The sequence below is a fragment of the Yaniella soli genome, assembly GCF_054782375.1.
Genome location: NZ_BAAGSP010000011.1, coordinates 22,481 through 48,297, shown reverse-complemented (window position 1 = coordinate 48,297; position 25,817 = coordinate 22,481). Strand labels below are relative to the sequence as shown.

The following is a 25,817-nucleotide window of genomic DNA, read 5'->3' as shown; positions in this document are numbered from 1 at the left end:
GGAAATGTGCTGTGACTACAGTGTGAATCACCGGCCGCGGAAGCGTCTAGTTACAATTCATGCACGGTGGAATTCACTGAACCTGCACGATTATGTGTGAGCTGGACTACACTAATTGCCATGGACCTGTCACTTCGCCGCCTGAAGATGCTGCGGGAGCTGCACCGGCGTGGCACTGTGACTGCCGCAGCTGAGTCGTTACATTACAGTCCTTCCGGGATTTCTCAGCAGTTGACCCAGTTGGAGCGCGACGTCGGGGTGGTGTTAGTAGAACGCGTCGGTCGCCGTGTCCGGCTCACTGAGCTCGGACTGGTATTAGCCGAGCACGCCGAAGAAATTCTGGGCGCGGTGGAACGCGCTTCCATGGCGCTGGAACAGGTCCAAGGTGGCGTTACTGCCCGACTGACGGCCGGGGTGTGGGCTTCGGTTGCTTCCGGTCTGGTGACCCCGGCATTGGGCGCGTTGGCCAAGCAGCACCCGGGCATCGAGGTGCGCACCGTCGAACTGGCACCCGAATCGATGGCAGAAGCCGTGCTGGACGGTACTTTGGATTTTTCGTTCGTGATTGACTATACGAACTATCCGATGGTGTGGGACCCTGCGTTGAGTCGCGAAGTGATCGCAGTGGAACGGCTCTACGCTGCAGCTCCGGCCGGGAGCATCCCCGGCGCCACGGTATCGCTGACCGATCTGAGCGAGCACCCCTGGATCTTGGCTGGTTCGCGCTCGCATTTGGGCAAAGCGATTCGGCTGGCCTGCCGACGCCAAGGATTTGAACCACAGATTATGCACACCGTGGAGGAACAGTCGACCGCACTGGTGATGGTCGCCGGTGGTTTGGGCGTGTCGTTGGTGTCTGATCTCGCGTTAGATATGGTGCCCGATGGCGTGGGGATCGTGGCGCTGGACCAGCCGGTCATGCGCACAGTATCAATCGCTTGGCGCAGCACTCCAACACCGCGTGCCCCGTTGGATCTGGTGGTTGACGCGATGCGCACGGCGGCGGCCGAACGGGGGATTGCCAGCAGCACGGGGTTGCCGCAGCCGGAGGAGGAGCAGCATTAACTGTCGCGCAGCACCGCCGAAAGGAATTGCCTGGTCCGCTCATTGGACGGGTTGGTGAAGATGGTTTCAGGGTCGTTGGACTCGACGACCTTGCCCCCGTCGAACATCATCACTCGGTGCGAAACATCTCGGGCGAAACTCATCTCGTGGGTGACAATCAACATCGTGACGTTCGTATTTTCTGCAACATCGCGCAGCACTTGTAACACGTCGCCGACCACTTCGGGATCCAGTGCCGAGGTGACTTCATCCAGCAAGAGGATTTCGGGGTCCATTGCCAGGGCCCTGGCGATCGCCACACGCTGCTGCTGACCACCGGAGAGCTGGGTAGGGTGCGCATCGGCTTTGTCCGGCACACCGACCTGCTCAAGCAATTCACGGGCCCGGGCAGTGGCCTCGTCTTTGGACTTGCCCAACACGTGAATGGGTGCTTCGGTGATGTTCTGCATGACCGTCATGTTTGGGAACAAATTGAATTGTTGAAACACCATCCCGATACGAGTACGGATCTTTTTCTGTTCCCGGCTGGATACCGGCATCCGCTTGCCGTTGCGCTGTTCATACGCCAGCGGTTGGCCATCAATGTAGATGTAACCGGCACTGAGCTCTTCAAGGGTCATGACCAGACGCAAGATGGTCGTCTTACCAGAACCGGAAGGTCCAATGAGAGTCACTCGCTCGCCGCGTTCCACTGAGAAATTGAGATCCTTCAGGACCGTTTTATCGCCGAAGTGCTTTTCGACATCGCGGAATTCAATCACGGGGTGGGTGCTGTGCGGATCAGTGGGCGTAGGCAAGTGCCTTCTCCAATCGGTTGACGAGGACGGCGGTGCCGTAACTGGCGATCAAAAAGATAAGGCCGGCAATCGTAATGGTTTCAATATATCGGTAGGTGAAGCCGCCGATTTCCAATGCCGTGGTCACCATCTCCATGACAGAGATGGAGATCAAAAACGGCGTGTCTTTGAACATTGAGATCGCATAGTTGCCCAGTGAGGGCACCGTGGAACGTAACGCCTGCGGGATGATTACCCGGCGCCATGTGCGCGTAGCAGGCATGGATAGGGCGGTGGTTGCTTCCCACTGGCCGGTCGGGACCGAATCAATGCCCGCACGATACACCTCGGACATATACGTGGAATAGTGCACACCGTACACCAGTAGGGCTATGGTCATTGGCTCCATCCATACGAAACCGTAGAACAGGACCAATAATTGGACGACGATGGGCGTCATCCGAATGAAATTCGCAATCCAGGTAACCAACAACGACAGGGGTTTTGGCAACAGCCGAATCAGGATTGCAATCACGAGCCCAAGAACGACTGCGATCATCGTGCCAACGACCGTGACGAGCAGGGTTACCTGGAGAAAGGAACTTAACATCTGCGGCAAGACTTCCCACGCGAAGTCCCAGCGCCAGAAACTGGTGGAGTCATCGATATCTGGCGTGTCCACCGTTGCAGGCACCACGTGGGCTAGAAGTCCGAGCATGTTCATGACGATCCTCCTGACCCCGTCGTTACCGTCACCGCGTCATTATGGGAGCGGTTTTTCTTCGGGAGCGGAGAGAGAATCTCTAGCAGGCTTGGACCCTGACCCAGGCGATGCTTTGCCCGGGCCTCGAGTATCCGCATGAGCTGTGTCAAGATCAAAGCGATGAGGAAATATACCACCAACCCCACAACTGCCAGGGCGAAGAACCAGTCGGTAGTGCGCCGAAGCTGGAGCATTTCGAACGTGAATTCGTTCATACCGATGATATAGACAATAGAACTGCCTTTGAGTAGGTGCACCCAGAGATTGGTCAGTGAAGGCAACATCAGGGCCCATGCCTGGGGGAAAATTACACGGCGAACTTTATGCGGCCACGACATCGATAGAGCGGTGGTGGCTTCCCATTGGCTCTGTGGTACTGAGGTCAAAGAAGCACGGACAGCTTCGGCGCCATAAGCACCGTAATTCAGTGTGAGCCCGAAGATGGCTACCATCATGGCGCCCAGGCTTGGGCCGAACAGTGGCAGGACATAGAACAGCCACATCAGCTGCACCAGTAATGATGTACCGCGGAAGAATTCGATGATGATGCGGGCCGGGAGGCGAACCAGTTTTCGTGGGCTGCCCGCCATCAGGCCCAAGGTCACTGCAACAACGAATGCGAGTAGACCACTGATCACGGTGAGTTGGACCGTCAGCAGCAGGCCCTCCAGTAACCGGGGCCCGTGCATGGAGAGGGCATCTAGATAATTCACAAGACGACGTGATTCCCTTCTGGATTCTTTGGGATGCTCCCTCCGAGCGAGCGGGTCGGTCGGAGGGAGCCATCAGGAACAGTCAACGGCTAGGAACGTGACTATTCCTCGATATCCTGGAGGGCTTCTAGATCGCCGTTGCACAGTGCTTCAGCGGTCATGTCCTCGGGTGGAACCTCAGCGTCGGTGAAGCCGAATTCACCGATAATCTCACCAAGTTCGCCGTTGGATTTCAGCTCTGCAAGGTGCTCGTTGTATTCATCGAGTGTTTCGGTGTCGTCCTGGCGGAAGACAGTGGACCCGGCCCCATACTGTAGGACCCCGTCAATTTCTTGCACAAATGGCCCCGTGACCTCAACGCCTTCAGCGTCTTCGGCCATCTGGTTGAGCGAGATAGCAGTCATCGCGAAGACATCCGCGCGTCCACCCTGAACCATCTTGAGACCCTCATCGGCGCTTCCCACGCCGTCATAGTCGAGTCCCAGATCCGTGGCATAACCCGCCTCAATACCTGCGGTCAGGGTGGCCAAGGTAATATCCTCACCGGCTTCCTGCGCTTCTAGCACATCGTCGAGGTCTTCTACACCGTGTGGGTTGCCTTCTTCGACGAGGAGCGTGGTTGTGTACATGATTTCTGGTTCAGCGAAAGCGGCTTCTTCACACCGTTCCGGGGTGATGGACATGCCCGCCGAGATGGCATCGAAGCGTTCTGCATTGAGCCCGGGGATGAGGTTGTCCCAATCCACAAGCTCTGCCTCAACTTCATAGCCCATATCGCCAAAGATCCGTTCGGCCAACGCTACGGTCGCACCCTCGGGCTCACCTTCATCATTGAGGTAGGAGTAAGGGATTTCGCCAGCAATGCCAACCGTAATCGTCTCGCTGGCTTCTTCGCCGCCGTCTGCTCCACCACCGTTGTCCGCTTCCTCGCCGCTACATGCGGTCAGCGCGAACAGCGCTGCCGCTGAAACCGCGGCAGCTTTTGTTATTTTCGATGTGTTGCGAACCATAAAAGATAACCATCCTTATGCTGCACCGACCTCACCGTCGGACACATCTTCAATGACTGCCGAGAGTAGGCCTGGTGCGCAGTTCCTCTTCGAGTGATTTATGTCACCTGCTGGGCAGGCTGAATGGGAACCCTCAACAGCTCGAGCGCCAATATGTGGAATTCTCAAAAAAATTTATGAATTTGAGATGTTTCGGCTCTCACTGGGTATGCAACGTTCAATACTTGAAAAAACTACGCGTGCTGGTTACCAGCAGTGACGCTGGTGCTAAGCAAAATCGTGAGCATGTGGTGGACGCTGGGTGCCCGCCTGAATTGCTTCCGCAGGGTCTGTGCCAAGACCGATGATGCGGTTGGAGTCATCAACGTGCACCACGTTGGGCTGGTAGCTACGGGCTTCGGCGTCTTGCATCTGCGCATAGGCGATGAGAATCACGAGGTCACCGGGATGGACGAGAAGCGCTGCAGCCCCGTTGATGCCAACTACCCCGGAATCGCGTTCCCCGGCGATCGTGTAGGTCTCGAGACGAGCGCCGTTGGTAATATCCACGATCGAGACGAGTTCACCGGGCAGAATGTTCGCAGCATCCAGCAGGTTCTGATCCACGGTCACTGAGCCAACGTAGTGCAGATTCGCTTCGGTGACAGTAGCACGGTGGATCTTGGCGTGGAACATAGTGCGCAACATGGAGTCTGCCTCTCAGCGTGATAAAAGTGCAAGTGCGGGGCGATAGCCGAGGGCAAGTCTACCGTCTCATGTGAACTACCTCATCGGCGAGTGCTACCACATCGTCGTGGTGATGGGTCACCAACACCACCGTCAGATCTCGGGTGACCTCGGCCAAAACATCCCGGATGGCCGGTGCCGCATCAACATCAAGGGCAGCCAGCGGTTCATCCAATAAGACCAGACGCGGACCCGATGCCAAGACCCTGGCGATGGCCACACGCTGCGCCTGCCCGCCGGAGAGCTGGTCGGGTTTGCGTTTCCCAAGACCGGCTAACCCGACGCGGTCCAACCATGCTTCGGCGGCTTCGCGACGAGCTTTGCGCCCAGTAATCCCCGCACGTTCCATGCCGTACATGATGTTTTCGCGTGCTGACAGATGAGGAAACAGGTGGTGATCCTGCGAAAGATACCCGATACCACGGTCTTTGGCCGGCACCCACGTCACGGGCCTCTTGGCTGGGGATGGGCAATTGAATAGCGTCGTGTCACCAAGGTAGGCCCGACCCGTATCCGGGATCAGCCACCCGGCTAACGCCAAAAGCGTCGTCGTCTTGCCCGAACCATTCGGGCCAAGGAGACCAACCGTTGCACCGGCGTTCACCTCGAATGCGAGCTGAACATTGCGCTGGGCTACCGTGAGCTCAACCGAGAGTCCTGGGGCCGTCATGAAGTGCCCTCCCGGGACTTCGTCGGACGGAAGTAGGCCACAGCAATCACAATGATCGCGACCGCAATAAGCACTAACGATAATGCGACGGCTGCATCCTGATCGGTCTCACGGGCCAGATAAATCTCCAAGGGCATGGTCCGTGTGGTGCCCTGCAATGAGCCAGCAAACGTAATGGTGGCACCAAATTCCCCCAGTGCACGGGCAAAGGTGAGTACCGCACCCGAGATCAACCCGGGCCGCAGCAGCGGCAGCGTGATGGTGCTGAACGTCCGCCATTTCGAAGCGCCCAGCGACTGTGCAATGCGCTCGTAGTGCTCACCGCCAGATGCCAGATGTGATTCCAGCGAGGTCACCATAAATGGCAAGGCCACGAACGTTTGAGCCATGACCACTGCTGCGGTGGTGAATGCAATATCAATGCCCATCGCGGAGAGGTGTTCACCGATCAGTCCGCGCCGCCCAAACGCTTCTATCAAAACAATCCCAGCAACGACGGGCGGGATCACGAGCGGGACGAGGACAATCGAGTGGATCAGTGTTCGGCCCGGAAAATCCGTGCGTGCTAACACCAGGGCTAAGGGCACGCCGAGTATGACACAAAGGATGGTTGCCACCACCGACGTCCGAAGCGATAACCACAGCGCATCCAGCGCAGCTTGACTGGTCAGTAGATGGGGTAGATCCGACCACGTGATATCCACCAGCAGGGTTATGAAGGGTAGAACAAAAAATGCGCCGGCCAAGCATGCGATACCGATGGCCGCTGCGGGGACGCCGGTCGCCAGATGCGCTCGCCGTCGGCCGGTGGTGACTTGTTTCGTGGCTGTCATGATGAGTGCTGATCTGGGGCCGTGAAGCCGTGTTCTTCTAAAATGGCCTGACCTGCCTTGGAATGGACATATTCAATGAATGTATCGGCAGCTTCCGGACGCGTTGAGTTGGTGGTCCGCGCAATGGGGTAGTGGTTCAGCTGCTCGTCGGCTCCGACCAGGTCAAACGTTTGCACTTCGTCGGGGGCGAGTGCAGCGTCCGTGGCGTATACCAGTCCCGCATCAGCTTGTCCTGAGCGTACTTTGCCAAGGACATCTGATACCTGTTGTTCTTCTGATACAGGACTCAGAGTGATCCCGGCGGCTTCTGCCAGCGTCTGTGACAGCCCACCACAGGGCACCTGTTGGGCGCAGACCACGAGATTGACCCCCTCGGCATTGGCATCCTCGAGTGAAGAGATGTCGGCTGGATTGTCGGCAGGGACAATACCGACCAGTGAGTTTGCGGCAAACAATTGACGCGTGTCGGCCTCGACGGTTTCGTCGCTTTGGGCCGTGTCCATGGTTGTTTCATTCGCTGAGGCAAACACGTCGGCGGGAGCACCGTCCGCAAGATTTTGGACGAGTGTAGAGGAACCTGCGTAGTTAAAATCCACGGAAATGTTCGGGTGCTCCGCAGTGAATGCTTGGGCGATGTCGTCAAAGGGTTGTTGCAGGGAGGCCGCAGCGAGAACGTCGATCGTCACCTCATCCATGGTGGTCTCTGGAGTCGAATCGGTGGCACTGCAACCGACAAGCGTCAAGGCAGTGGCAGTCATCAACACCGTGCCAGTACGTTTCATGAGGAGAGACCGGTCGTTTCGATGACAACGTTCGTGGCTTTGACAGTGGCAACCGCGGGAGAGCCAACCACTAAACCTAGGTCATGAACTGCTTCCGTGGAGATCAGCGACACCACGCGGAAGGGTCCGCATTGTAGCTCGACTTGGGACATGACCGGATCAGATTGGATTTTTGTCACCAAGCCGGTGAGTTTATTTCTGGCCGAAGAATGCAATTCGCCCGGGACACTGGCACGGCCCTCTGCGGCGGCTTGAGCCAGTGCGGCGACTTCTGCACCGGCAACGACTTGTCGTCCCGAGTCATCGTGGTGGGCAGTGAGCTTGCCTTGAGCGATCCAACGCCGCACCGAATCATCGGAGACCCCGAGATACCCGGCAGTCTCGGAAATACGCAAATACGTCATAAACATGAAGTCTATGACGTATTTGCGGGAAAGGTAAAGGTTTTATACCGTGATTACGGGCGTCCATTGATTAAGGTTTGAATACGGGAGACACCTTCGATGAGATCGTCCAGACCCAACGCATAGGACAGCCGGAGATATCCGGTCTTACCGAACGCCTCACCGGGTACAACAGCGACCTGGGCTTCCTCCAGAATCACTTGTGCAAGTTCTGTCGAGGTGTCGACACGACGGCTTGCAACGTCCTTACCCAACGCACGCGTGACATCGACGTACGCGTAGAAGGCGCCCTTGGGGGTGGGGCAGTGGAACCCTTCAATGTCGTTGAGCATTTTGACCATCGTCTTGCGACGGTCATCGAATGCCCCGCGCATTTCCTGGACCACGTCTAACGGCCCGGAGATGGCGGCCAGCGCAGCCTTTTGCGCGACATTGTTGACGTTTGAGGTGGCATGTGACTGTAGTGTCGAGGCTGCTTTCACCACGTCTGCCGGGCCGATCATCCAGCCGACGCGCCAGCCCGTCATAGCGTAGGTCTTGGCCACACCGTTGAGGATCACGGTTTGGTTCGCCAGCTCGGGGACAGCCTTCAGTATCGAGGTGAACTCGGCGTCATCGTAGGTCAGGTGTTCATAAATTTCATCGGTGATCACCCAAATGCCGTGCTCGAGCGCCCACTGGCCAATGGCTTGTGTTTCCTCCAGGGTGTATACAGCACCCGTGGGGTTTGAGGGCGACACCAAGACCAGGGCTTTGGTGTGTTCTGTCCGGGCGGCTTCGAGCTGCTCCACGGTCACCTTGTAGTCAGCTTCAGCGCCCGCAAAAACGTCGACGGCAATGCCGCCGGCCAACTTTATGGACTCTGGGTAGGTCGTCCAATACGGGGCGGGCAGCAAAATCTCATCGCCGGGGTCGGTGAGGGCAGCGAACGTGTTGTACACCGCTTGCTTTCCACCGTTGGTGACGATGATCTGGGAAGCATCCACGGTAACGCCGGAATCACGCAGCGTTTTGTCCGCGATAGCTTGCCGAAGTTCAGGCAGACCCGCCGCTGGGGTGTATTTGTGGTTGGCGGGGTCGGCGGCAGCCTGCTGCGCGGCGTCAACAATATAGTCTGGTGTGGGAAAATCTGGTTCCCCAGCCCCAAAACCAATGACGGGTTCGCCTGCTGCTTTGAGCTGTTTGGCTTTCGCGGTAATCGCCAGCGTCGCAGATTCGGGGATTGCTTGCAGACGGGCAGAAACGCGACGTACGGGGTCAACCATAGGTGGCCTGAGCCTTTCGAATAGGGTCTCACCGCATTGGCGAGGAAGAAGTATTCTGTGGGTTAACAGTACTGTAGTATCGCGACCATCACACGGTTGATTGCGGTTACAAGATTGCGTTGCGAGCTCGAAGGCCTGCCTGATTTGTCGACTCGGTCCGTATTAGCTATGATTGGACTCTGGTGTAGGTCGCACACCAGTTTTTGTGTGCGGTCAACCCTAGGGCAGTGGCGCAATTGGTAGCGCAACGGTCTCCAAAACCGTAGGTTGCAGGTTCAAGTCCTGTCTGCCCTGCGCATGAGGTTCGGAAGAATCGAAGAACCTATCAGCAAAATCGTAATGAGCGAGGATCAGTGAGCGAAACAACACCATCCCAAAACGCTGAAAAGCGTGGGTTTTTTGCTCGCATCATGATGTTCTTGCGCCAAGTCATCGACGAGATGCGCAAGGTCGTCACACCGACCCGTCAAGAACTCATCAAAATGACCGGCGTGGTACTGGTCTTCGTTGTCATCGTGATTGGGCTGGTAAGCCTGCTCGACTGGCTGTTCGGCATGGGTGCATCCTGGGTATTCGGTAGTTCTGACGGCCTCTAGAACTTCACATGTATCGCGGGGAGCTTCCCGTAGTGAAGATGCCAGTAAATACCCGTGATTGACCGTTGAGAAAGCAGGATACCTAGTGTCGGAGAACGAACTCGATCCAAACATCGAAACCGAGGCGAATGACGCATCCGCCTCGGTTCATGATGCCAACGACGATGCCGCACAGGAAAAACAGGAACCAGCCGAAGCAGCTGCGGATGTCGAAAATAGCGACGAGGTACCAGCCGTTGATGAAGATGGCGCGACCGACGAGGTAGCCGTTCAAGCTCCTGCCGAAGTTGCTGAAGACGTCGCCGTTGAGGAAAACCTCGAGGAACCATCGGCAACCGCTCCTGAACCTACACCCGGACCCGTCGCCAAAGATCCTGAAGAAGTCGCTGAAGAGCTTCGGACTCGCCTGCGTCGTGCACTTGGCGAATGGTACGTCGTCCACACCTACTCCGGTTATGAGCGTCGCGTAAAAGCCAACCTGGAAACTCGAATCCAAACACTAGAAGTCGAAGACGACATCTACGAAATCGAAGTTCCCATGGAAGAAGTCGTCGAAATCAAAAACACTGTGCGCAAGGTCATCAACCGCGTACGTGTGCCCGGCTACGTTTTGGTTCGGATGGAACTGACCGAAGACGCCTGGGCTGCTGTTCGTCACACCCCTGGTGTGACAGGCTTCGTTGGTAATGCGCATGATCCAACGCCACTGACGCAACAAGAAATCTTCGACATGCTGGCCCCGTCGCTGATGCAAGAAGCCGCGAAGGAAGCCGAAAAGGCTGGCGCTCCGCTCACTGGCGAAGCAGCCCAAGAAACGGCACCACCGGTATCGGTGGACTACGAAGTCGGCGAATCTGTCACGGTCAAGGAAGGTCCATTCGAATCCTTGCCAGCGACCATTTCCGAGGTCAAGGTCGAATCGCGTCAGCTCGTGGTACTCGTGACGATCTTCGAACGCGAAACCCCAGTGACCCTTGGCTTCAACGAAGTAACCAAGGTTGAATAACCTCATATGAGACTTCACTCCAGGCCCGAAAGCTTTGTTCGGGCCTGTGGTGTTCAGGTCACCGCGCCACGGTGATCGCACCGTCACCCACGCTCCTGTGGTTGGCGTTATCCGAACAAGAAAAGGACCCCAAAATGGCCCCAAAGAAAAAGGTCTCCGGTCTGATTAAACTCCAGATCGAAGCGGGTGCAGCATCACCTGCTCCACCAGTTGGCCCAGCACTTGGTCAGCACGGTGTCAACATGATGGAGTTCGTCAAGGCCTACAACGCCGAAACCGAATCCATGCGCGGCAACATTATCCCGGTAGAAATTACCGTCTATGAAGACCGCTCATTTACCTTCATCACCAAAACCCCACCTGCCTCACAGCTCATTAAAAAAGCTGCCGGCATTGCAAAGGGTTCTGGAACCCCGCACACCGTCAAAGTTGGCAAAATCACCATGGACCAAGCGAAAGAAATCGCTGAAACCAAAATGCGTGATCTCAACGCCAACGACCTCGACTCCGCAGCGAAAATCGTTGCCGGAACTGCCCGCTCCATGGGCATCACCGTCGAAGGTTAACTCAACACTTCTCAAAACCCCGTGGTAGGGCCGAGCGCGGCCCGACGACACCACAACTGCATAAGGAGAAAACGCAGATGGCAAAGCGCAGCAAAGCATATAAGGCAGCCGCAGCAAAGGTCGCAGACCGCCAGTACGCACCAGCCGAAGCAATTGCTTTGGCCAAAGACGTCAACCCGTCTTCGAAAGACACCACTGTAGAAATCGCATTGCGTCTCTCAGTGGATCCACGAAAAGCAGACCAGATGGTCCGCGGCACCGCCAACCTGCCACACGGTACCGGTAAAACCGCCCGCGTGGTTGTTTTCGCAACCGGTGACAACGCCGCCGCAGCTGAAGAAGCCGGCGCAGACTACGTCGGTTCCGACGACCTGGTGGAACGCATCCAGGGTGGCTGGACCGATTTCGACGCCGCCGTTGCATCACCAGACATGATGGGCCAAGTTGGACGCCTCGGTAAAATTCTGGGTCCACGTAACCTCATGCCGAACCCACGTACCGGCACCGTTACCCCAAACGTTGCACAGGCAGTCAAAGAGATCAAGGGCGGCAAAATCGACTTCCGCGTCGACCGTCACTCAAACCTGCACTTCATTATCGGCAACACCAGCTTCAGCGCTGAACAGCTCACCGAAAACTACGCGACGGCACTCGATGAAGTCATTCGTCTGAAACCATCCGCATCCAAGGGTCGTTACATCACGAAAGCAACCGTCACGACCACCTTCGGTCCGGGCGTTCAGATCGATCCAAACGTCACTCGCATTCTTCCAGAAGACGACGAGTAAAAATTACCCACGCAAACGTGGGTAGCTATCAAAGAGCGGATCAGGAATAATGTTCTTGATCCGCTTTTTGCATGCCAGAAAACAGGGAGCTAACCTCCCGGGGGAGTCAACACCTTCAGCTGGAACTCCCCGGTATCCGGATCAAACTCTGGCATGTCAACGTCGGGCAGAGAATCCTGCATAGCTGCCACCGCGACGAATAAGCCAACCACGAGGCCGAGGATCATGCCGACAACAGAGATGATCAATGCAGCGATACCGTGCCCCCGTTTGCGGTTCCTCAGACAGATCGCGACGATGGACAGGACGAAGGCAATGCCCACCAAGGCCCAACCTATGAGCATCACCGGTGGAATAATGATGCACACCGCACCGGCAATTGAGACTATGAGCGCGATGACTCCAACGGTGTTCCGGGACTTATACGATTGCGCAGGGAAATACACGTCTGGTTGAGCATAACGTCTGTCTGGGCCGGACACTGTTGCCCCTTACATAACTTGATGAGAATGTTTGTCACAGGAAGATACGACTCTGTTCCAGTTTGATCAAGACTACTCGGAGCGCGCTGAGCACCAACAGGTAGTTACGCCCGCCCACAGTATGCGCATGGATCCACATTTCCGGAACGAAACTCAAGAACAGGCTGCGGGACCCGAAACACTCAGCTTTGCCGAGCACGTCGGTGGGGTATAAGCGTAGATGCCCAGCTCCCACGACGGAGCTGGGCGTCTACTGCGGACGGCGTGAATGTTAGCTACTGGACTTCATAGAACACACTGTCGCCCAACATGCTCGGTGATAGCAGAATGTTGCCGCTCTCTACATCCTCCATCGGCACTTCGATACCGAAGTTGCCAGTAGTCGAGGCGCCTTCATAGAGCGTTTCCATCGAGTCGAAGGATTCAGGGACAACGATCAAACTTGCGGTGGTATCAAACGAGTTCCCCTGCGAACTGACGTATTCTACGCTTACGCCCATGGGCGTTTCGCCGGACGAATCATCTCCGAGATACGTTGCGGTGACGTTCACCGTAATGAAGCCATTGCCCTCGGCTGGCTCTTCGTTGAGCGGGTTTTCCACAAGGACGGCCTCAGTAGCGCTGAGATCAACACTATTGACCGTCACTTCCCAGTCCGAAGCAGTCACGGCGGTCCCAAGTGCAAGCGGATTATCGCGGGTGCCTTCCTCACCGCCAGCGGCATCATCATCTGATCCGTCTTGTGCATTCTCATCGGTGACACTTTCTTCTACATCGCCGCCTTCGGTAGACGCTTCGATTTGAGTATCTTCGTCGAAAGCCTCGTCGAAGGAAGTCGCAACGACGGTGAAGAACACCATGAAACCGATGATGGTTCCCACAATTGAGATGATGAGGGCAGCTATGCCCTGACCGCGTTTCTGGTTCTTCAAAAACAACGACACGATTGACAGGATGAATGCGACCGGTAACAAAATCCACCCCAGGATGAGTGCGCCAGGGATCATGGCAAACACGGCACCGACGATTGCCGTAATGAGCGCAATGATGCCAACCGTATTTCGTGTCTTAGGCGGTGGAGCTTGGGTGCGAGTTTTAGGATGAGTCGTTGTCATGGGGGCCTTTCAAAGGTGGAGTGATATACAACTGAACACTTCTTACGTTATGAATGAAGCAGCTGAGTACACAGCACCTACCGGGTACACCTGCATACCCGATCAGGTATGCAGCTCGCACCGAAAGTGTGATCGCAGAACAGCTGCGCCTCGATAGACTCGACTACCATGACGACAACCGCGAGGAAGCACAGGCTCGTCTCTGTGCTCTTGAACATATTGGCCGTACTGGTGATGATGATTGTCGGTCTTTTCGTCTCGTTGCTGGCAATATTGACTGCACCGGAGAATTTTGATGGCTCGTTCGAACTGCTCACAGATCTTGGTGCACTTCGCGTCCTGCTCGCACTGCTGTTGTTATGTCTGCTCCCGTGGTATCGCAAAATCCCTTTGGCACTCATCATGGCCGGCGGCTTCTACGCAGTGATTGCACAGGGCGACCCCTACGTGCTGGGTGTCGGATTAACGGTGTGGATCGTTCGAGCGCAACACCGCTGGCAATGGACAATTGCAGCAGGCGGTCTTGCAGCGATGGTGCTCAACCTGGTCTGGCACATTCTGGCAATACAACGCATGGGCGAGCAGGCTGCGACCGCCGAGGCGATACTGGCTGTGCTGACACTTGGTTTTGCTGCGATCGGCACGGTCTTGTCGATCTCACTTATCACTCGCCAGCGTCGCAGTATCAACGAGGCCCACGCGGAAGTGGAAGCAGTCGAACATGATCGCGACGCCATCTCGACCCAAATGACTCGGCAAACAGAACGGGAATATCTGGCGCGGGAAGTCCACGACACTCTGGCGCAGCGTCTGACTGCGTTGTCCTTGCAAACCGGCCAGATGCAGAAGTCTTTGGACGACACTGATCCCAACGAATTATCCAGCGCGTTAGAAGAAACCAAACACTATTCAGACCAGGCACTCCGCGATTTGCGCAGCTTGGTGACATCTCTGCGGGATCAAGGCGAAAAGGAGGCGTCAATCCCATCGGTTGCTCCCGGTGGTTTCCAGGACCTCAGAGTCCTCTTCGATGATGCCGCCCATCAAGGGCTTAAGATTCAGCCCCAGGTACTTCTGGACAGTTACGATACTGCATCCGACGAAACCCAACGCGCCGTGTTGCGCATTACTCAAGAAGCACTGACCAACGTAATGCGGTACAGCCCTGACAGGACTGTCCAGCTGCGCGTTGAAGGACAACCCGGCTATGACTTACTCCTGGAATTCACGAATCGTCGTGATCCCAGCCGAGACTTCACCGGTGGCAGCGGTACAGGTTTGCTTGGAATCAAAGAACGAGCAGAAATCATCGGCGGAACAGCTCAAGAAGAAATCTTAGACGAACATTTCCGCTTGACCGTCACGCTTCCGTGGCCCACCGACGAACGAACGCAACCTTAAACGGGACCTAGCTGTAGTGCTAAACTTTCCTTGTGGCAACGAGGGTATTGATAGTCGACGACGAGACGATGACGCTGAAGAATCTCGTAGCGATCGTTGAAGCCGACCCGGAGCTAGAAGTCGTTGGCACAGCGGACAATGGAGTCGATGCCCTCCCACACATCCGAGATTCCCGCCCGAATGTCGTGGTCATGGACTTATATTTACCCGGTGAATTCGACGGTGTTGAAACCATCCGGCGCGTACAGAATCTCCTGAACCCGCCGACGATGATCGCAGCCACCAGTTTCGATTTGGAGTCCTACACTCGGGGCGCATTGGAAGCCGGTGCGGTGGGATTTATTTTGAAGAATGACGCGGAATCCCTCTTGAATCCCGCTATCCATGCGGCTGCGAACGGCGACCCGATAGTGTCACCCCAGACCACGAGCCGGCTCATCAAGAATTTTTTGAAACCAAGTACTGCGCCAGAAATTGCCCAAGCCAGACAGCGTATATCCGCACTGTCACAGCGGGAATTGCAGGTTGCCAACCTCATTGGCAACGGTAAGGCATATAAACATATCGCAGCAGACCTGAACATCGCACCCGATACGGTCAAGTCAACCGTCACCCGAGCGATGCAAAAAACAGGTGCCGACAATGGCGCTCAGCTAGCTTTTCTGATCGGCCGAGCACAGGTAGACATCCCCGATTCGAACTGACAAGCCAAAGGTCGCTCGCCGTGCGACCTCTCATCGCTCAATTTGCAAACACCGGGCGGACCTAGGTATGCTTGAGCTTACCGAAGACCGCCGGTCGTATTTACCTGTGCTAAATAGGTAAGACTATAAAGGCTCATGACATGAGCGGCCCGCGCAGGTGATACATGAAGGCATAGACTTACTGCGTCTGAAGCAGTTTTAGATTCTTTGCGCCCTGTGCACCTGCACGGGGCGTTTTTGTGTTTGAGCGCCGGCATATCCACTAAGGAAGGAGTGCCATGGCGAATGCTGAAAAAACTGCAGCCGTGGATGAGCTGACGGAATTATTCCGCAACTCTTCTGCAGCAGTTATCACTGAATACCGTGGTCTCACCGTAGAAGAGATCACGACCTTGCGTCGCTCTTTGGGTGAGAACGCCACCTACGCCGTGGCGAAGAACACGCTGACTGCTATTGCGGCAGAGAAGGCTGGCATCACTGCCCTCGAAGGCAAACTGACCGGACCTACCGCAATCGCCTTCGTCTCCGGTGAAACCGTTGACGTTGCCAAGACTGTGCGTGATTTCGCCAAGGCTCACGACAAACTGGTCATCAAGGGCGGCTACATGGATGGCGAGGCACTTGATGAAGCAGATGTCCGCCAGTTAGCAGATCTCGAATCTCGCGAGGTTCTGTTGTCCATGATGGCTGGTGCAATGAAAGGCTCCCTGTCCAAGGCAGCCGCTACATTCCAGGCACCAATCGAGAAGGCTGTTCGCCTCGCAGAAGCGTTGCGCGAAAAGCAAGATCAAGCTGCCTAACGACTGGCACCTTGTGTGCCGCTAACCCAAATACAAGACTTTTATCGCAAAGGAGCCACTACCATGGCAAAAATGTCCACCGAAGAACTCTTGGATCAGTTCAAAGAGCTATCCCTGCTAGAACTCTCCGAATTCATCAAGGCCTTTGAAGAAGAATTCGACGTAACCGCTGCTGCTCCAGTTGCTGTCGCTGCTGGCGCACCAGCCGGCGGTGGCGACGAAGGCGACGCTGCTGAAGAGCAGACCGAATTCGACGTCGTCCTCGAATCCGCTGGCGATGCCAAGATCGGTGTCATCAAGGAAGTACGCGCTCTGACCTCCCTGGGTCTGAAAGACGCAAAAGACCTCGTTGACGCTGCTCCGAAGGAAGTTCTCGAAGGCGTTGACAAGGCTGCCGCAGACGCTGCCAAAGAAGCTCTGGAAGGCGCAGGCGCTACCGTAACCGTGAAGTAGTTTTCCGGCCCTTACGGTCAGCATCAGCTCTGATCGAATTTCAACCTCGTCCCCGCTGCATAATGTAGCGGGGACGAGGTTTTTCTCATTCCTCATACTTGCTCGACCCAGCACATTCCTCCGCCCGTAAGGCGCGATATGTGTCGCCGTTACCTATTAGTTGCCGATTATTCACCAGATAGATGTCAGCAACTTCAGTGCGGGTAACATCAGCCGCGTACAAACGGTAGATTCCAACAAACTTCTAGGCGAGGAATGGTTATGAAATGTGCCTTCGTCCGTCACGGACGCACCGAGTGGAACAAGAAACGACTCCTGCAGGGGCGTACAGATAACCCGCTCAGTGCCGAAGGCTACTTTGAAGCCACCAAAGCAGCGCAAAGTCTGCAACGCATAGGCCATTGGCACGCCGTATATTCCTCCCCGCTGATGCGTTCGGTACAAACCGCCCAACGGATCGCCGAGATCCTGGCAATCGCGAGGGTGCACAAACAAGCCGATCTCGTTGAACGAGATTTCGGACCCGCCGAAGGCATTCACCTTGGTGACTTCGACGATGAAACACGCAACGAGTTGATCTGTGCCGTTGAGACCGACCAAGAAGTGCAAGACCGTGCGCTCCACGCATTCCGCTATATCGCCGAACGTCACCGTGGCAAAAACGTAATCCTCGTTGGTCATGGTGCGCTGTTTCGGCTGGGCCTCTCGGCAGCTCTCGGCTACGATCACCCGCCGATTTTCAACGGTGACATCTGTGAATTTCCATCAGAGATGTTTCAGAATATTTAGCCGATGATGAGACCTATGTTCCAACAGACCACCCCAAAAACTCGACGGTCACTCATCGGTCATCTGCGTGCCGCTATCCCGCAACTGTCACCCACCGAACAGCGCGTCGTCGAAGCTCTACTCTTTGATATCGATCGCATCGCTCACTGCAGTGCCATGGCTATCGCGAAAACGGCCAACACATCATCCGCGACCGTCGTGAGAACAGCACAAAAACTTGGCTACACCGGATACAACGACCTGCGCAGCGAAGTCATTAGATTGGGAATGCAGGAACCCGGACAGGGCAGCGGTGTCGACAGTTCGGCGCCACCAAGCGATGACGTCATGGATGAGGTTTTCGATACGGCAACAGACGGACTCCGGACTGCCTCAGACACATTGGACCGTCAGCAATTTTCTCAAGCAGTGGATACGCTTGATGCTGCGAAGAAGATCCTATTCATTGGGTCCGGTGAATCTTCCATGCCCGCACAAGAGGCAGCGCTGCGCTTCATGATGTATGGGCGTGACGCATCTGCCCCCACAGACGTCTTGCAACAACAATTCGGGGCACGCCTTTTGACCGAACGAGACGCCGTTGTCGCGGTCAGTTTCAGTGGTGCGAATAAACACACCCTTGAAGCGGTCGAGACCGCAAAAATCACTCGAGTACCAGTGATAGGAATTACCAGCACCACGCTCTCTCCACTTGCTGAGCTCACCAACACCTTATTAGTGGTGGCGTCACCCACCACATCGACTGATCCGTTGGTCGGACGCATAGCGCACTCGTTGGTCCTGAATGGACTCAATCAGGCGGTTCTGCGCAGACAGCAACCACAAGCCTTCGGTCCATCCGATGCACTCGCTGACGTGTTCGCGCGGACGCTCAAGGAACAGCAAGAAAAGTAGTACGCGTCACGCAGCTATAGTCATAGTTTCTTGAGACTTCACCTCGGTTAGAGGGCCTCGACATGTAGCGTTCACCTTCATTCGTTGCAATGACGTATGTAAGCAGATTACGAACGAAAAGAAATCTTGTAACGAGGTGAGGTTTTAGCATTGCAGCCCACAGTGCAAGTAGCGAACTTGCCGAATTTTAGGTCACTACCTGGTCAATCGGCGGCCAAAGTGTTTCGCTCTGGTGCGCTGTCAGAGCTGACCCAGGCTGGCAGCGAGCAGCTAGCAGGACATGGCATCGGCTGTGTCGTGGATCTGCGGGAACCATATGAAATCGCAGCATCTCCTGACCAGACACACGAAATGCGCTATGTGAATGTGCCGCTTTATCGCGGTCAGGTGCCTCTGGCTGCTGCGATCGATGATGTCTACAGGGTGTTGCTGATGGAACGTGGTCATCAAATCGCTATGGCAGTTCAAACCATCAGCCAACATTTGGACCAACACGTTGTCGTGCACTGTAAAGCCGGCAAAGACCGTACCGGGCTCGTGGTCGCACTGGTGCTGGCAGCCGTGGGCATTGCTGAATCAGAGATCATCGCCGACTACGAGCAGTCGGCGAGTAATCTCTCTGCGACGTATCGACAACACATGACACAGCAGCTGGAAGTAGAATTGGCAGATAATCCGACGGGCTTGCAGGCGGCAATGCACCTCCACATGGCATCGCCCGGCGCAGCCATCCAGCGAGCACTGCAGCTCGTCAAGACGAAGCACGGTTCTGCGGCACACTACCTCTCGTCACACGGTGTTACTGGTGACGACCTGGCAACACTCAGCAACCATTTTGTGTCACGGAGCGCAGCAGCATGGTAACCCCACACGTGCGCTTGGTTCAGATCACGGATGTGCACCTGACCGGGCCCGACCAGCTGCTCTTCGACCGTGTTGATACGTGGCAACAATTCTGCACTGCACTGTCGGCAGCTGGACATTTCAACCCCGACGGGGTGCTTGTGACCGGTGACGTCTATGACAAAGACCAGGCTATGACGGCACAGTTCACTACGTTGATCGAAACGGCTCAGCACGAACTGGGCTGCCCGGTGATCCTGCTGCCGGGCAATCATGACACCCCACCCACGTGGCAACTCGAGCACGTGAATGCTGATTCTGTCGGACCCGAACCGGGGGACAGTATTCACACCATCCGCGGGCTACGCATCATCAGTCTCAACACCCACGGTCAACAAGTTCTGCAAGGACATTTAACTGCTGAACAACTCAGATGGCTTGGGGCCGAGCTGGAGACGACCGCGATCGCTGGCACCGTGATCGCCATGCACCATCCACCGGTACCAACCGCACACGAGTTTCTGTCGACGGTTGGGCTTGCCGACCCCTCGTGCTTGGCGCAGGTGCTCAACAGCTCAGATGTTCGACTCATCGTCAGCGGACACCTGCATTTTCAAACTGCCGCGATGCTCGGTTCCATCCCAGTGTGGAGCGGACCGGCGCTGGCCTATCAACAAAACGCCTACGCACCAGCAGGAACACTGCAAGGACTACAACAGCCCGGCATCAGCATTATAGACGTATTCGAAGACACGCACGCTGTTGTACCAGTGCCACTTATGACCTCAGCAACGCTTTTCACCCGACCCATCCCTCAATAAATCCGATCACCCACCCTCGTATTTCACCAAGGAGCACACCGTGAAACGTTTTACCAAAGCTGCCCTCCCATTCGTTGTTGTCTCAGCGCTCGCACTGGCGGGATGTTCATCCGATGACGCGGATACCGCGAATGCTGAAGGCTCCTCAGACGCACTGTCAGGTACGGTCACCCTCTACACTTCCGAGCCCCAAGAAAAGATCGATGAGATCATCGCAGGCTTCACCGAGCAACACCCGGACGTCACCGTGGAAACCTTCCGCGCGGGCACCGGTGAACTCACAGCACGTATCGCCACAGAACAAGAAACCGGTGAAGTCCAGGCGGACGTCTTGCTTGCCGCAGATGTACCAACATTTGAAGCCTACGTAGAAGACGACATGCTCGCACCATTGGAAGTCGACAACGTCACTGAACTCGACGAAACCTACGTCGATTCCGAGGGCTACTGGGTGGGAACTCGTGTGATCCCGACGGTGCTGGCCTACAACACCGATGTTGTTGATAGCCCACCGGAATCATGGCAGGAACTCACCGACGAAGAGTATGCAGGTCAGATTTCCATGCCAAACCCTGATGTCTCGGGTGCTGCCGCTTTCAACGCTGCCGTGTGGCTCGATGACGAAAATCTCGGTGAAGACTGGCTCGATGATGTGATGGATAATGACCCAACCATCCTGGAATCCAATGGTCCCGTTGGACAGGCAGTGGCTGATGGCACCACCGGTGTCGGTGTGGTGGTCGATTATCTGGCACGCGAACTCGGCGAACAGGGCTCACCCATTGATCTGGTGTACCCAACCGATGGTGCACCCTATGTTTCCCAGCCGGCCGGAGTATTTTCGGATACAGAAAACCCAGAAGTGGCCAACGCATTCATCGATTACCTGATCTCCGAAGAGGGTCAGACCACTGCTGTCGAACAGTCCTACCTCCCGGTCCGCTCGGACGTTGGCGTCCCCGAAGGTGCTCCAGAAATGGACGATCTTGAACTGCTCGATCCAGATCTCGACCACATCGCTGAGATCCAATCCGAATCCGTCGATCACTTCAACTCACTGCTGAACTAAGCACCACATGATTGAAACCAAACCCACACCCCAAGACCACGCTGTGCACGGTGCCTCGCAGAATCGAGCACCGTCCAACGCACCACGCGCGGGCCGATCGCGGACACGATTCAGCGGACCAGACGGACTGGGTGTGTTCCGCCTTACCGTCATCGTCGGACTGATCGGAGTCGTCATTGTTCCTTTGATCGCCACAGTGGCGATGGGAACCAGGGCAGACTTCGGTCAGCTCCTCGCCGATCCCGCTGTACACGAAGCCACCCAGAACTCACTGGTATCTTCGGCCGTATCGGCGCTTGCAGCAACCGGCTTGGGTGTGGTGTTTGCAATCATCTTTGAACGGTTCACGTTCCCCGGCCAAAACCTTTTGCGCTGGTTTCTGCTCATACCCTTCCTCATTCCGCCCTTTATCGGGGCGATGTCATGGATGGCGCTGCTGGGCGTTAACGGGCCCGCCAATCAATTGCTCGAACAGCTGGGGATCGACCACACCTTTTCGATATTTGGCGGGGCAGGCGTCATCTTTTTGCTAACGGTGCATTCCTATCCTGTGGCGTATCTCGTGGTCTCAGCTGCCATGCGCCAAGTGCCGGGCAACTTGGAAGAAGCCGCCCGCATGTCTGGTGGCGGTTCGTGGACCGTACTGCGCACGGTCACCTTGCCACTTATCAGGCCGGGCATGACGGCCGCGTTCATGCTGACCTTTGTCTCAAATCTCTCGGACTTCGGCATTCCGGCGCTGATTGGACTCCCGGAACGGTATACAACCTTGACGACACTGGTCTATCGTGAGCTCTCATCGCCTGCCACGACAAACCCGTTGCCACAGGTTTCGTCGATTGCCATGGTGCTCATGGTGGTCGCACTCGTGGCGATTCTGGCCCGGCGAGGCCGTTCCGGAGCCACTCAGGTCATCGCCTCCGCGTCGGCCCGGCAAGATCACACCGGTGTGTTCGGCTACGTGGCCATGGGGTTGACATGGCTGTGGGTTATCGTGGTCTCCATCCTGCCGCTGTTTGCACTTGCCACACAGGCGCTCCTCCCGGCACCGGGGCTCGCGTTTACCCCCGAGAACATCACGTTGGACAACATCACGTCGGCGGTGACCTCGCCGACGGCCGTGACCGGTATACAGAATTCCGTGATGTTGGCCGGTGGCGCCGCGGTCATCGCCACGGCTCTCGGGCTCGCCGTCGCACTGTTGCTATCACGTACCACACACCCCACGAACCCATCGATCGATGTGATTGCGAATCTGCCCCAGGCCCTGCCCGGACTCGTGATTGCGGTCGGGTGGCTCCTCGTGGCACCCGCGCTAGGGATCTTTAACTCACCGATCGTGATCTTACTGGCGTATGTGATGGCCTTTTTGGCGCTGGTGGTCCAACAACTGCGTGGCCCGTTAGCGACCGTGTCAGCAACACTCGAAGAAGCCGCGACAATCTCCGGCGCATCGCGGCTACGTGCCCTCATTGGTATCACCGGACGGATTGTGGTGCCCGTTGTGATCACGGGGGCGATGATGGTCTTCCTCACCGCCGTGCGAGAGCTGACCATTTCCATTTTGCTTGTGGCACCGGGCTCACAAACACTGGGTGTCGCGATTTTCAATTTACAACAAGCAGGCAACTATAACGCGGCGTCGGCATTGGCCCTACTCGTAGCCATAGTGGGAATCGTGGGGCTGAGCATCACCGCTGCCGTAGCTTCGAAACGACAAGGAAATGCATAATGGCCAAGCTGACGCTGTCAGATCTCGAACACGTCTATCCCAATGGACATCGTGGACTCATCGACATTAACCTACAAATCCAACCGGGGGAGTTCATCACCTTGGTCGGGCCATCAGGCTCCGGGAAAACCACGTTGCTACGGACCCTGGCCGGCTTTTTTCAGCCCAGCGCAGGTAGCATCAACATCGGTGACACACTCGTTGCGGGCGACAAAACATGGGTGAGCCCCGAGCGACGCGATCTGGGCATGGTGTTTCAGGAACACGCAGTCTGGCCCCACATGACGGTCTTTCAAAATGTCTCCTATCCGCTCAAACGCAAGCGGTTCGCCGCAGCCGATATCGCCCAACACGTCACAGCAGTACTGGAAGATGTTGGGATGGCCGAGCACATGAAGAAAAAACCCACCGCACTTTCGGGTGGCCAGCGTCAGCGCGTTGCATTAGCCCGCGCCATGGTAGCCCAACCCCAAGCCCTGCTGTTAGACGAAGCGCTGTCAGCACTGGACGAACCCCTGCGGGCACGGTTACGTCAGCAGTTGCGACGTCTTACGATGGAAGAAGGTCTCACGACCGTCCACGTCACACACGACCGTTCCGAGGCGTTGGCGCTTGCCGACCGGGTCATCGTGCTAAATCGGGGGCGTATTGTGCAAGATGCGTCACCCGCAGAGATCCTGACGAAGCCGGCAAATTCATTTGTGGCCGCATTCATGTCTGATGCAGCAGTACTGCAGGGGTCCTGGACCAACGGAACATTTTATCCTGACGACAAAGGTCTCTATATCCAGCCGGATGCTCTAGCCTCCCAGCCCCAGCGGGAAATAACTGGGGTTCGGTGTGTGGCGACCGTCGCTCCGGAAGATATCCGTTTGGAAACGATTGGCGCTCATCAGCCTGCTGACACAACCGTGGGTACTGTGACCTCAGTTCTTGCCGTGAGATTCGGGACAGAGCTGACCGTTACCTGGTCCGGCGGCGAGTTCGAAGTCTACGCTCCCGTGGGCGCGATGATTCCGAAGATATCAGATCGGGTAGCGGTGCACTTTGATCGGGTGCATGTGTTCCAGGATTCGGCGATGACGACTCATGCGGTACATGCTTAGAATGTGATCCCCGCGTCGAGGGCATCTTGATACGTATCCAGATCTGCTACGGCCATTTCATCCACCTCGAGTATGTGATGGTGCGTGTCTCGCAACGTTGGCATGAGACCAGCGTTGAGCGCCGGTTCGGCAAAGAGACGATCTGCCAGACCACGCGGGATATACGACAACAGTGGCTGCAGTCGTCCACCAGCTTGAGCCATCACAGCCTTCGGTGTCTGTGAATCACAATGATGGGCCACCAGTTGATCCATGCCGAGCCCGATGAAGGGCATGTCGGCGCCCAATATGAACACGCCAGCGTGTTGCGTCGCTGGACCGAACTGTTGGCTAAAGTACTGCAGACCGGCGCGCACCGCCATGTAGGGGCCGGATTGTGGCGGTTCTTCATATACCGTGGCGATGTTTCCGGTGGGCAGAGCGGCCGGCCCGACGACGACGAGTTGCTCAGGACGCACTGCCTGGGTTGCAGCCTCTATAACCCGGGTGAGCACGCGCTTTCCGTCCAAGACCAACAGCGGTTTATCCACGGTTGATTTCGGGGAACTGGCGTGCAACCGTGACGAGGCCCCGCCGGCTAAAATCATGGCGAACAGCTCAAGGTCCTGGCTTGGGTCCACCATTAGCCCCCGATGGCACTCATACTGCGCTCGGGCTGGACGAAGCCCGGCATGCCCAGCCCAGTTTTGGTTTGTCCGTGAGCTTTGGGCTTGTGCCACATGGCCTCACGCCACGCATCAGCAATTGCCTCATCCGATGAACCATCGCGAAGCAGTTCCATGAGATCCGTCTCCGTGTGGGAGAACAAACACGAGCGAACCTTGGCATCTGCGGTGAGCCGTGTACGCGTGCATTCAGCACAAAATGGTTCGGTCACCGAGGCAATAATGCCAACTGTTCCGAGCACCTCACCGGTGGCCGGATCCGCCACATTGAACAGTTCAGCAGGCGCCGAACCGCGTGGTGCTTCATGCGGGGTGAGAGTATAGGTCTGGGAAATTTGTTCGCGGATTTCAGCAGCGGTGACCATATTGGCACGCTTCCAATTCTGGTCGGCGTCAAGCGGCATCTGTTCAATAAAACGTAGTTTGTAGCCGTGCGCGAGTGACCATGTCAACAACTCTGCAGCCTGAGTGTCATTGATACCTCGAAGCAGGACGGCGTTGATCTTAATTGGACCCAAGCCTGCGGCTTTTGCCGAATGCAGGCCTGAGAGCACCTTGGTCAATCGGTCGCGTCGGGTGATCTTGGCAAACGTTTCCGGACACACCGTATCGAGCGAGACGTTGATCCGAGACAGACCGGCGGCCACCAGGTCATCGACCTTCCGTTCCAGATTGATGCCATTGGTAGTCATCGACAGGTCAACGTCGGGATGCTTCGAATGCACGCCGTCCAATATATCTACCAGATCAGCACGGACGAGGGGCTCGCCACCGGTGAAACGAATTTCATCGATACCCAGCTGACTGATCCCAATGTCAGCCAACCGAATGACCTCGTGTGCGGTGAGCATGTCGTCTTTTTTCAGCCAGTCCAGTCCTTCAGCAGGCATACAGTATTGGCACCGCAGATTACATTTATCGATCAACGACATGCGTAGGTCGGTTGCGGTGCGGCCAAATTGATCAATTAAGCCAGTCAA

General features: G+C 56.2%; 31 protein-coding genes and 1 tRNA gene. 18 read left to right on the top strand and 14 right to left on the bottom strand.

The features are described from left to right. Positions 1-120 precede the first annotated feature (120 nt). Entirely contained in the window at positions 121-1,065 is a 945-nt protein-coding gene (locus ACYVJT_RS07525) for a LysR family transcriptional regulator (RefSeq protein ID WP_343956679.1), read from the top strand. Here the strand turns inward: ACYVJT_RS07525 and ehuA are convergent. The 10 genes from ehuA to ACYVJT_RS07475 form a co-directional block, all read right to left on the bottom strand. After that, entirely contained in the window at positions 1,062-1,862 is an 801-nt protein-coding gene (gene ehuA, locus ACYVJT_RS07520) for an ectoine/hydroxyectoine ABC transporter ATP-binding protein EhuA (protein WP_343956680.1), read from the bottom strand. The two genes, ACYVJT_RS07525 and ehuA, sit on opposite strands and share 4 nt — an antisense overlap. Then, positions 1,846-2,565, bottom strand: coding sequence for an amino acid ABC transporter permease (locus ACYVJT_RS07515; protein WP_425579861.1), 720 nt, complete (start codon positions 2,563-2,565; stop codon positions 1,846-1,848). Before ACYVJT_RS07515 ends, ehuA begins: the two co-directional genes overlap by 17 nt. Beyond that, the gene (locus tag ACYVJT_RS07510) at positions 2,562-3,317 is read right to left on the bottom strand and encodes an amino acid ABC transporter permease (protein WP_343956681.1); all 756 of its coding nucleotides are present in this window, start codon (positions 3,315-3,317) and stop codon (positions 2,562-2,564) included. Before ACYVJT_RS07510 ends, ACYVJT_RS07515 begins: the two co-directional genes overlap by 4 nt. A 101-nt stretch (positions 3,318-3,418) precedes the next feature. Next, on the bottom strand, positions 3,419-4,327 hold the full coding sequence (locus ACYVJT_RS07505) for a transporter substrate-binding domain-containing protein (RefSeq protein WP_343956682.1): 909 nt from the start codon (positions 4,325-4,327) through the stop codon (positions 3,419-3,421). Between the two features lie 267 nt (positions 4,328-4,594). Then, complete coding sequence (gene panD, locus ACYVJT_RS07500) at positions 4,595-5,014, bottom strand: aspartate 1-decarboxylase (RefSeq protein ID WP_343956683.1); 420 nt, start codon at positions 5,012-5,014, stop codon at positions 4,595-4,597. A gap of 58 nt (positions 5,015-5,072) precedes the next feature. Continuing rightward, positions 5,073-5,723, bottom strand: a complete 651-nt coding sequence (locus ACYVJT_RS07495; RefSeq protein WP_343956684.1) for a sulfate/molybdate ABC transporter ATP-binding protein — start codon at positions 5,721-5,723, stop codon at positions 5,073-5,075. Further along, on the bottom strand, positions 5,720-6,556 hold the full coding sequence (locus ACYVJT_RS07490) for an ABC transporter permease (protein WP_343956685.1): 837 nt from the start codon (positions 6,554-6,556) through the stop codon (positions 5,720-5,722). Before ACYVJT_RS07490 ends, ACYVJT_RS07495 begins: the two co-directional genes overlap by 4 nt. Then, the gene (gene modA / locus ACYVJT_RS07485; protein WP_343956686.1) at positions 6,553-7,338 is read right to left on the bottom strand and encodes a molybdate ABC transporter substrate-binding protein; all 786 of its coding nucleotides are present in this window, start codon (positions 7,336-7,338) and stop codon (positions 6,553-6,555) included. The genes ACYVJT_RS07490 and modA overlap by 4 nt, the downstream gene beginning before the upstream one ends. Further along, positions 7,335-7,742: a TOBE domain-containing protein gene (locus ACYVJT_RS07480; RefSeq protein ID WP_343956687.1), complete on the bottom strand. Its 408-nt coding sequence runs from the start codon at positions 7,740-7,742 to the stop codon at positions 7,335-7,337. Before ACYVJT_RS07480 ends, modA begins: the two co-directional genes overlap by 4 nt. 53 nt (positions 7,743-7,795) lie before the next feature. Further along, on the bottom strand, positions 7,796-9,007 hold the full coding sequence (locus tag ACYVJT_RS07475; protein ID WP_343956688.1) for a pyridoxal phosphate-dependent aminotransferase: 1,212 nt from the start codon (positions 9,005-9,007) through the stop codon (positions 7,796-7,798). A gap of 221 nt (positions 9,008-9,228) precedes the next feature. Here ACYVJT_RS07475 and ACYVJT_RS07470 point away from each other — a divergent pair. The 5 genes from ACYVJT_RS07470 (at position 9,229) to rplA (ending at position 11,963) form a co-directional block, all read left to right on the top strand. Next, positions 9,229-9,301 (top strand) — tRNA-Trp (locus tag ACYVJT_RS07470). Between the two features lie 116 nt (positions 9,302-9,417). Then, positions 9,418-9,603 (top strand): preprotein translocase subunit SecE, encoded by a 186-nt coding sequence (gene secE / locus ACYVJT_RS07465; RefSeq protein ID WP_343956732.1) that lies wholly within the window; start codon positions 9,418-9,420, stop codon positions 9,601-9,603. An 85-nt stretch (positions 9,604-9,688) separates the two neighbouring features. Continuing rightward, positions 9,689-10,609, top strand: a complete 921-nt coding sequence (nusG, locus tag ACYVJT_RS07460; protein ID WP_343956689.1) for a transcription termination/antitermination protein NusG — start codon at positions 9,689-9,691, stop codon at positions 10,607-10,609. Positions 10,610-10,743: 134 nt separating this feature from the next. Next, positions 10,744-11,175, top strand: a complete 432-nt coding sequence (gene rplK / locus ACYVJT_RS07455; RefSeq protein WP_343956690.1) for a 50S ribosomal protein L11 — start codon at positions 10,744-10,746, stop codon at positions 11,173-11,175. Between the two features lie 77 nt (positions 11,176-11,252). Next, on the top strand, positions 11,253-11,963 hold the full coding sequence (rplA, locus tag ACYVJT_RS07450; RefSeq protein ID WP_343956691.1) for a 50S ribosomal protein L1: 711 nt from the start codon (positions 11,253-11,255) through the stop codon (positions 11,961-11,963). A gap of 89 nt (positions 11,964-12,052) precedes the next feature. On the opposite strand, the gene ACYVJT_RS07445 is transcribed toward rplA, so the two are convergent. Next, positions 12,053-12,445 (bottom strand): hypothetical protein, encoded by a 393-nt coding sequence (locus ACYVJT_RS07445; RefSeq protein WP_343956692.1) that lies wholly within the window; start codon positions 12,443-12,445, stop codon positions 12,053-12,055. Positions 12,446-12,476: 31 nt separating this feature from the next. Between ACYVJT_RS07445 and ACYVJT_RS07440 the strand changes: the two genes are divergently transcribed. Continuing rightward, entirely contained in the window at positions 12,477-12,659 is a 183-nt protein-coding gene (locus tag ACYVJT_RS07440; RefSeq protein WP_343956693.1) for a hypothetical protein, read from the top strand. Positions 12,660-12,720: 61 nt separating this feature from the next. On the opposite strand, the gene ACYVJT_RS07435 is transcribed toward ACYVJT_RS07440, so the two are convergent. Then, entirely contained in the window at positions 12,721-13,560 is an 840-nt protein-coding gene (locus ACYVJT_RS07435; protein ID WP_343956694.1) for an ABC-2 transporter permease family protein, read from the bottom strand. 168 nt (positions 13,561-13,728) lie between these two features. Here ACYVJT_RS07435 and ACYVJT_RS07430 point away from each other — a divergent pair, with 168 nt between their 5' ends. From ACYVJT_RS07430 to ACYVJT_RS07380, 11 genes are all read left to right on the top strand, one after another. Continuing rightward, positions 13,729-14,961, top strand: a complete 1,233-nt coding sequence (locus ACYVJT_RS07430; RefSeq protein WP_343956695.1) for a sensor histidine kinase — start codon at positions 13,729-13,731, stop codon at positions 14,959-14,961. Positions 14,962-14,993: 32 nt separating this feature from the next. Further along, a complete protein-coding gene (locus ACYVJT_RS07425; RefSeq protein ID WP_343956697.1) occupies positions 14,994-15,665 on the top strand; it encodes a response regulator transcription factor in 672 nt (223 codons plus the stop codon). A gap of 278 nt (positions 15,666-15,943) precedes the next feature. Further along, positions 15,944-16,465 (top strand): 50S ribosomal protein L10, encoded by a 522-nt coding sequence (gene rplJ / locus ACYVJT_RS07420; protein WP_343956698.1) that lies wholly within the window; start codon positions 15,944-15,946, stop codon positions 16,463-16,465. A gap of 63 nt (positions 16,466-16,528) precedes the next feature. After that, positions 16,529-16,918 (top strand): 50S ribosomal protein L7/L12, encoded by a 390-nt coding sequence (rplL, locus tag ACYVJT_RS07415; RefSeq protein ID WP_343956699.1) that lies wholly within the window; start codon positions 16,529-16,531, stop codon positions 16,916-16,918. Between the two features lie 261 nt (positions 16,919-17,179). Then, on the top strand, positions 17,180-17,707 hold the full coding sequence (locus tag ACYVJT_RS07410) for a histidine phosphatase family protein (protein ID WP_343956700.1): 528 nt from the start codon (positions 17,180-17,182) through the stop codon (positions 17,705-17,707). Between the two features lie 15 nt (positions 17,708-17,722). Next, positions 17,723-18,601, top strand: a complete 879-nt coding sequence (locus ACYVJT_RS07405; protein ID WP_343956701.1) for a MurR/RpiR family transcriptional regulator — start codon at positions 17,723-17,725, stop codon at positions 18,599-18,601. A 177-nt stretch (positions 18,602-18,778) separates the two neighbouring features. Then, entirely contained in the window at positions 18,779-19,465 is a 687-nt protein-coding gene (locus ACYVJT_RS07400; protein ID WP_343956702.1) for a tyrosine-protein phosphatase, read from the top strand. Further along, a complete protein-coding gene (locus ACYVJT_RS07395; RefSeq protein WP_343956703.1) occupies positions 19,459-20,265 on the top strand; it encodes a metallophosphoesterase in 807 nt (268 codons plus the stop codon). The genes ACYVJT_RS07400 and ACYVJT_RS07395 overlap by 7 nt, the downstream gene beginning before the upstream one ends. A 40-nt stretch (positions 20,266-20,305) precedes the next feature. Further along, positions 20,306-21,334, top strand: coding sequence for an ABC transporter substrate-binding protein (locus ACYVJT_RS07390; RefSeq protein ID WP_343956704.1), 1,029 nt, complete (start codon positions 20,306-20,308; stop codon positions 21,332-21,334). A gap of 7 nt (positions 21,335-21,341) precedes the next feature. Then, the gene (locus tag ACYVJT_RS07385; protein ID WP_343956705.1) at positions 21,342-23,066 is read left to right on the top strand and encodes an ABC transporter permease; all 1,725 of its coding nucleotides are present in this window, start codon (positions 21,342-21,344) and stop codon (positions 23,064-23,066) included. Beyond that, positions 23,066-24,172 carry an ABC transporter ATP-binding protein gene (locus tag ACYVJT_RS07380; protein ID WP_343956706.1) on the top strand — a complete coding sequence of 369 codons (1,107 nt, stop codon included), beginning with the start codon at positions 23,066-23,068 and terminating at the stop codon, positions 24,170-24,172. Before ACYVJT_RS07385 ends, ACYVJT_RS07380 begins: the two co-directional genes overlap by 1 nt. On the opposite strand, the gene mobA is transcribed toward ACYVJT_RS07380, so the two are convergent. Both mobA and moaA read right to left on the bottom strand, forming a co-directional pair. Beyond that, complete coding sequence (mobA, locus tag ACYVJT_RS07375; RefSeq protein WP_343956707.1) at positions 24,169-24,795, bottom strand: molybdenum cofactor guanylyltransferase; 627 nt, start codon at positions 24,793-24,795, stop codon at positions 24,169-24,171. The two genes, ACYVJT_RS07380 and mobA, sit on opposite strands and share 4 nt — an antisense overlap. Next, on the bottom strand, positions 24,795-25,817 hold the full coding sequence (moaA, locus tag ACYVJT_RS07370) for a GTP 3',8-cyclase MoaA (RefSeq protein WP_343956708.1): 1,023 nt from the start codon (positions 25,815-25,817) through the stop codon (positions 24,795-24,797). The genes mobA and moaA overlap by 1 nt, the downstream gene beginning before the upstream one ends.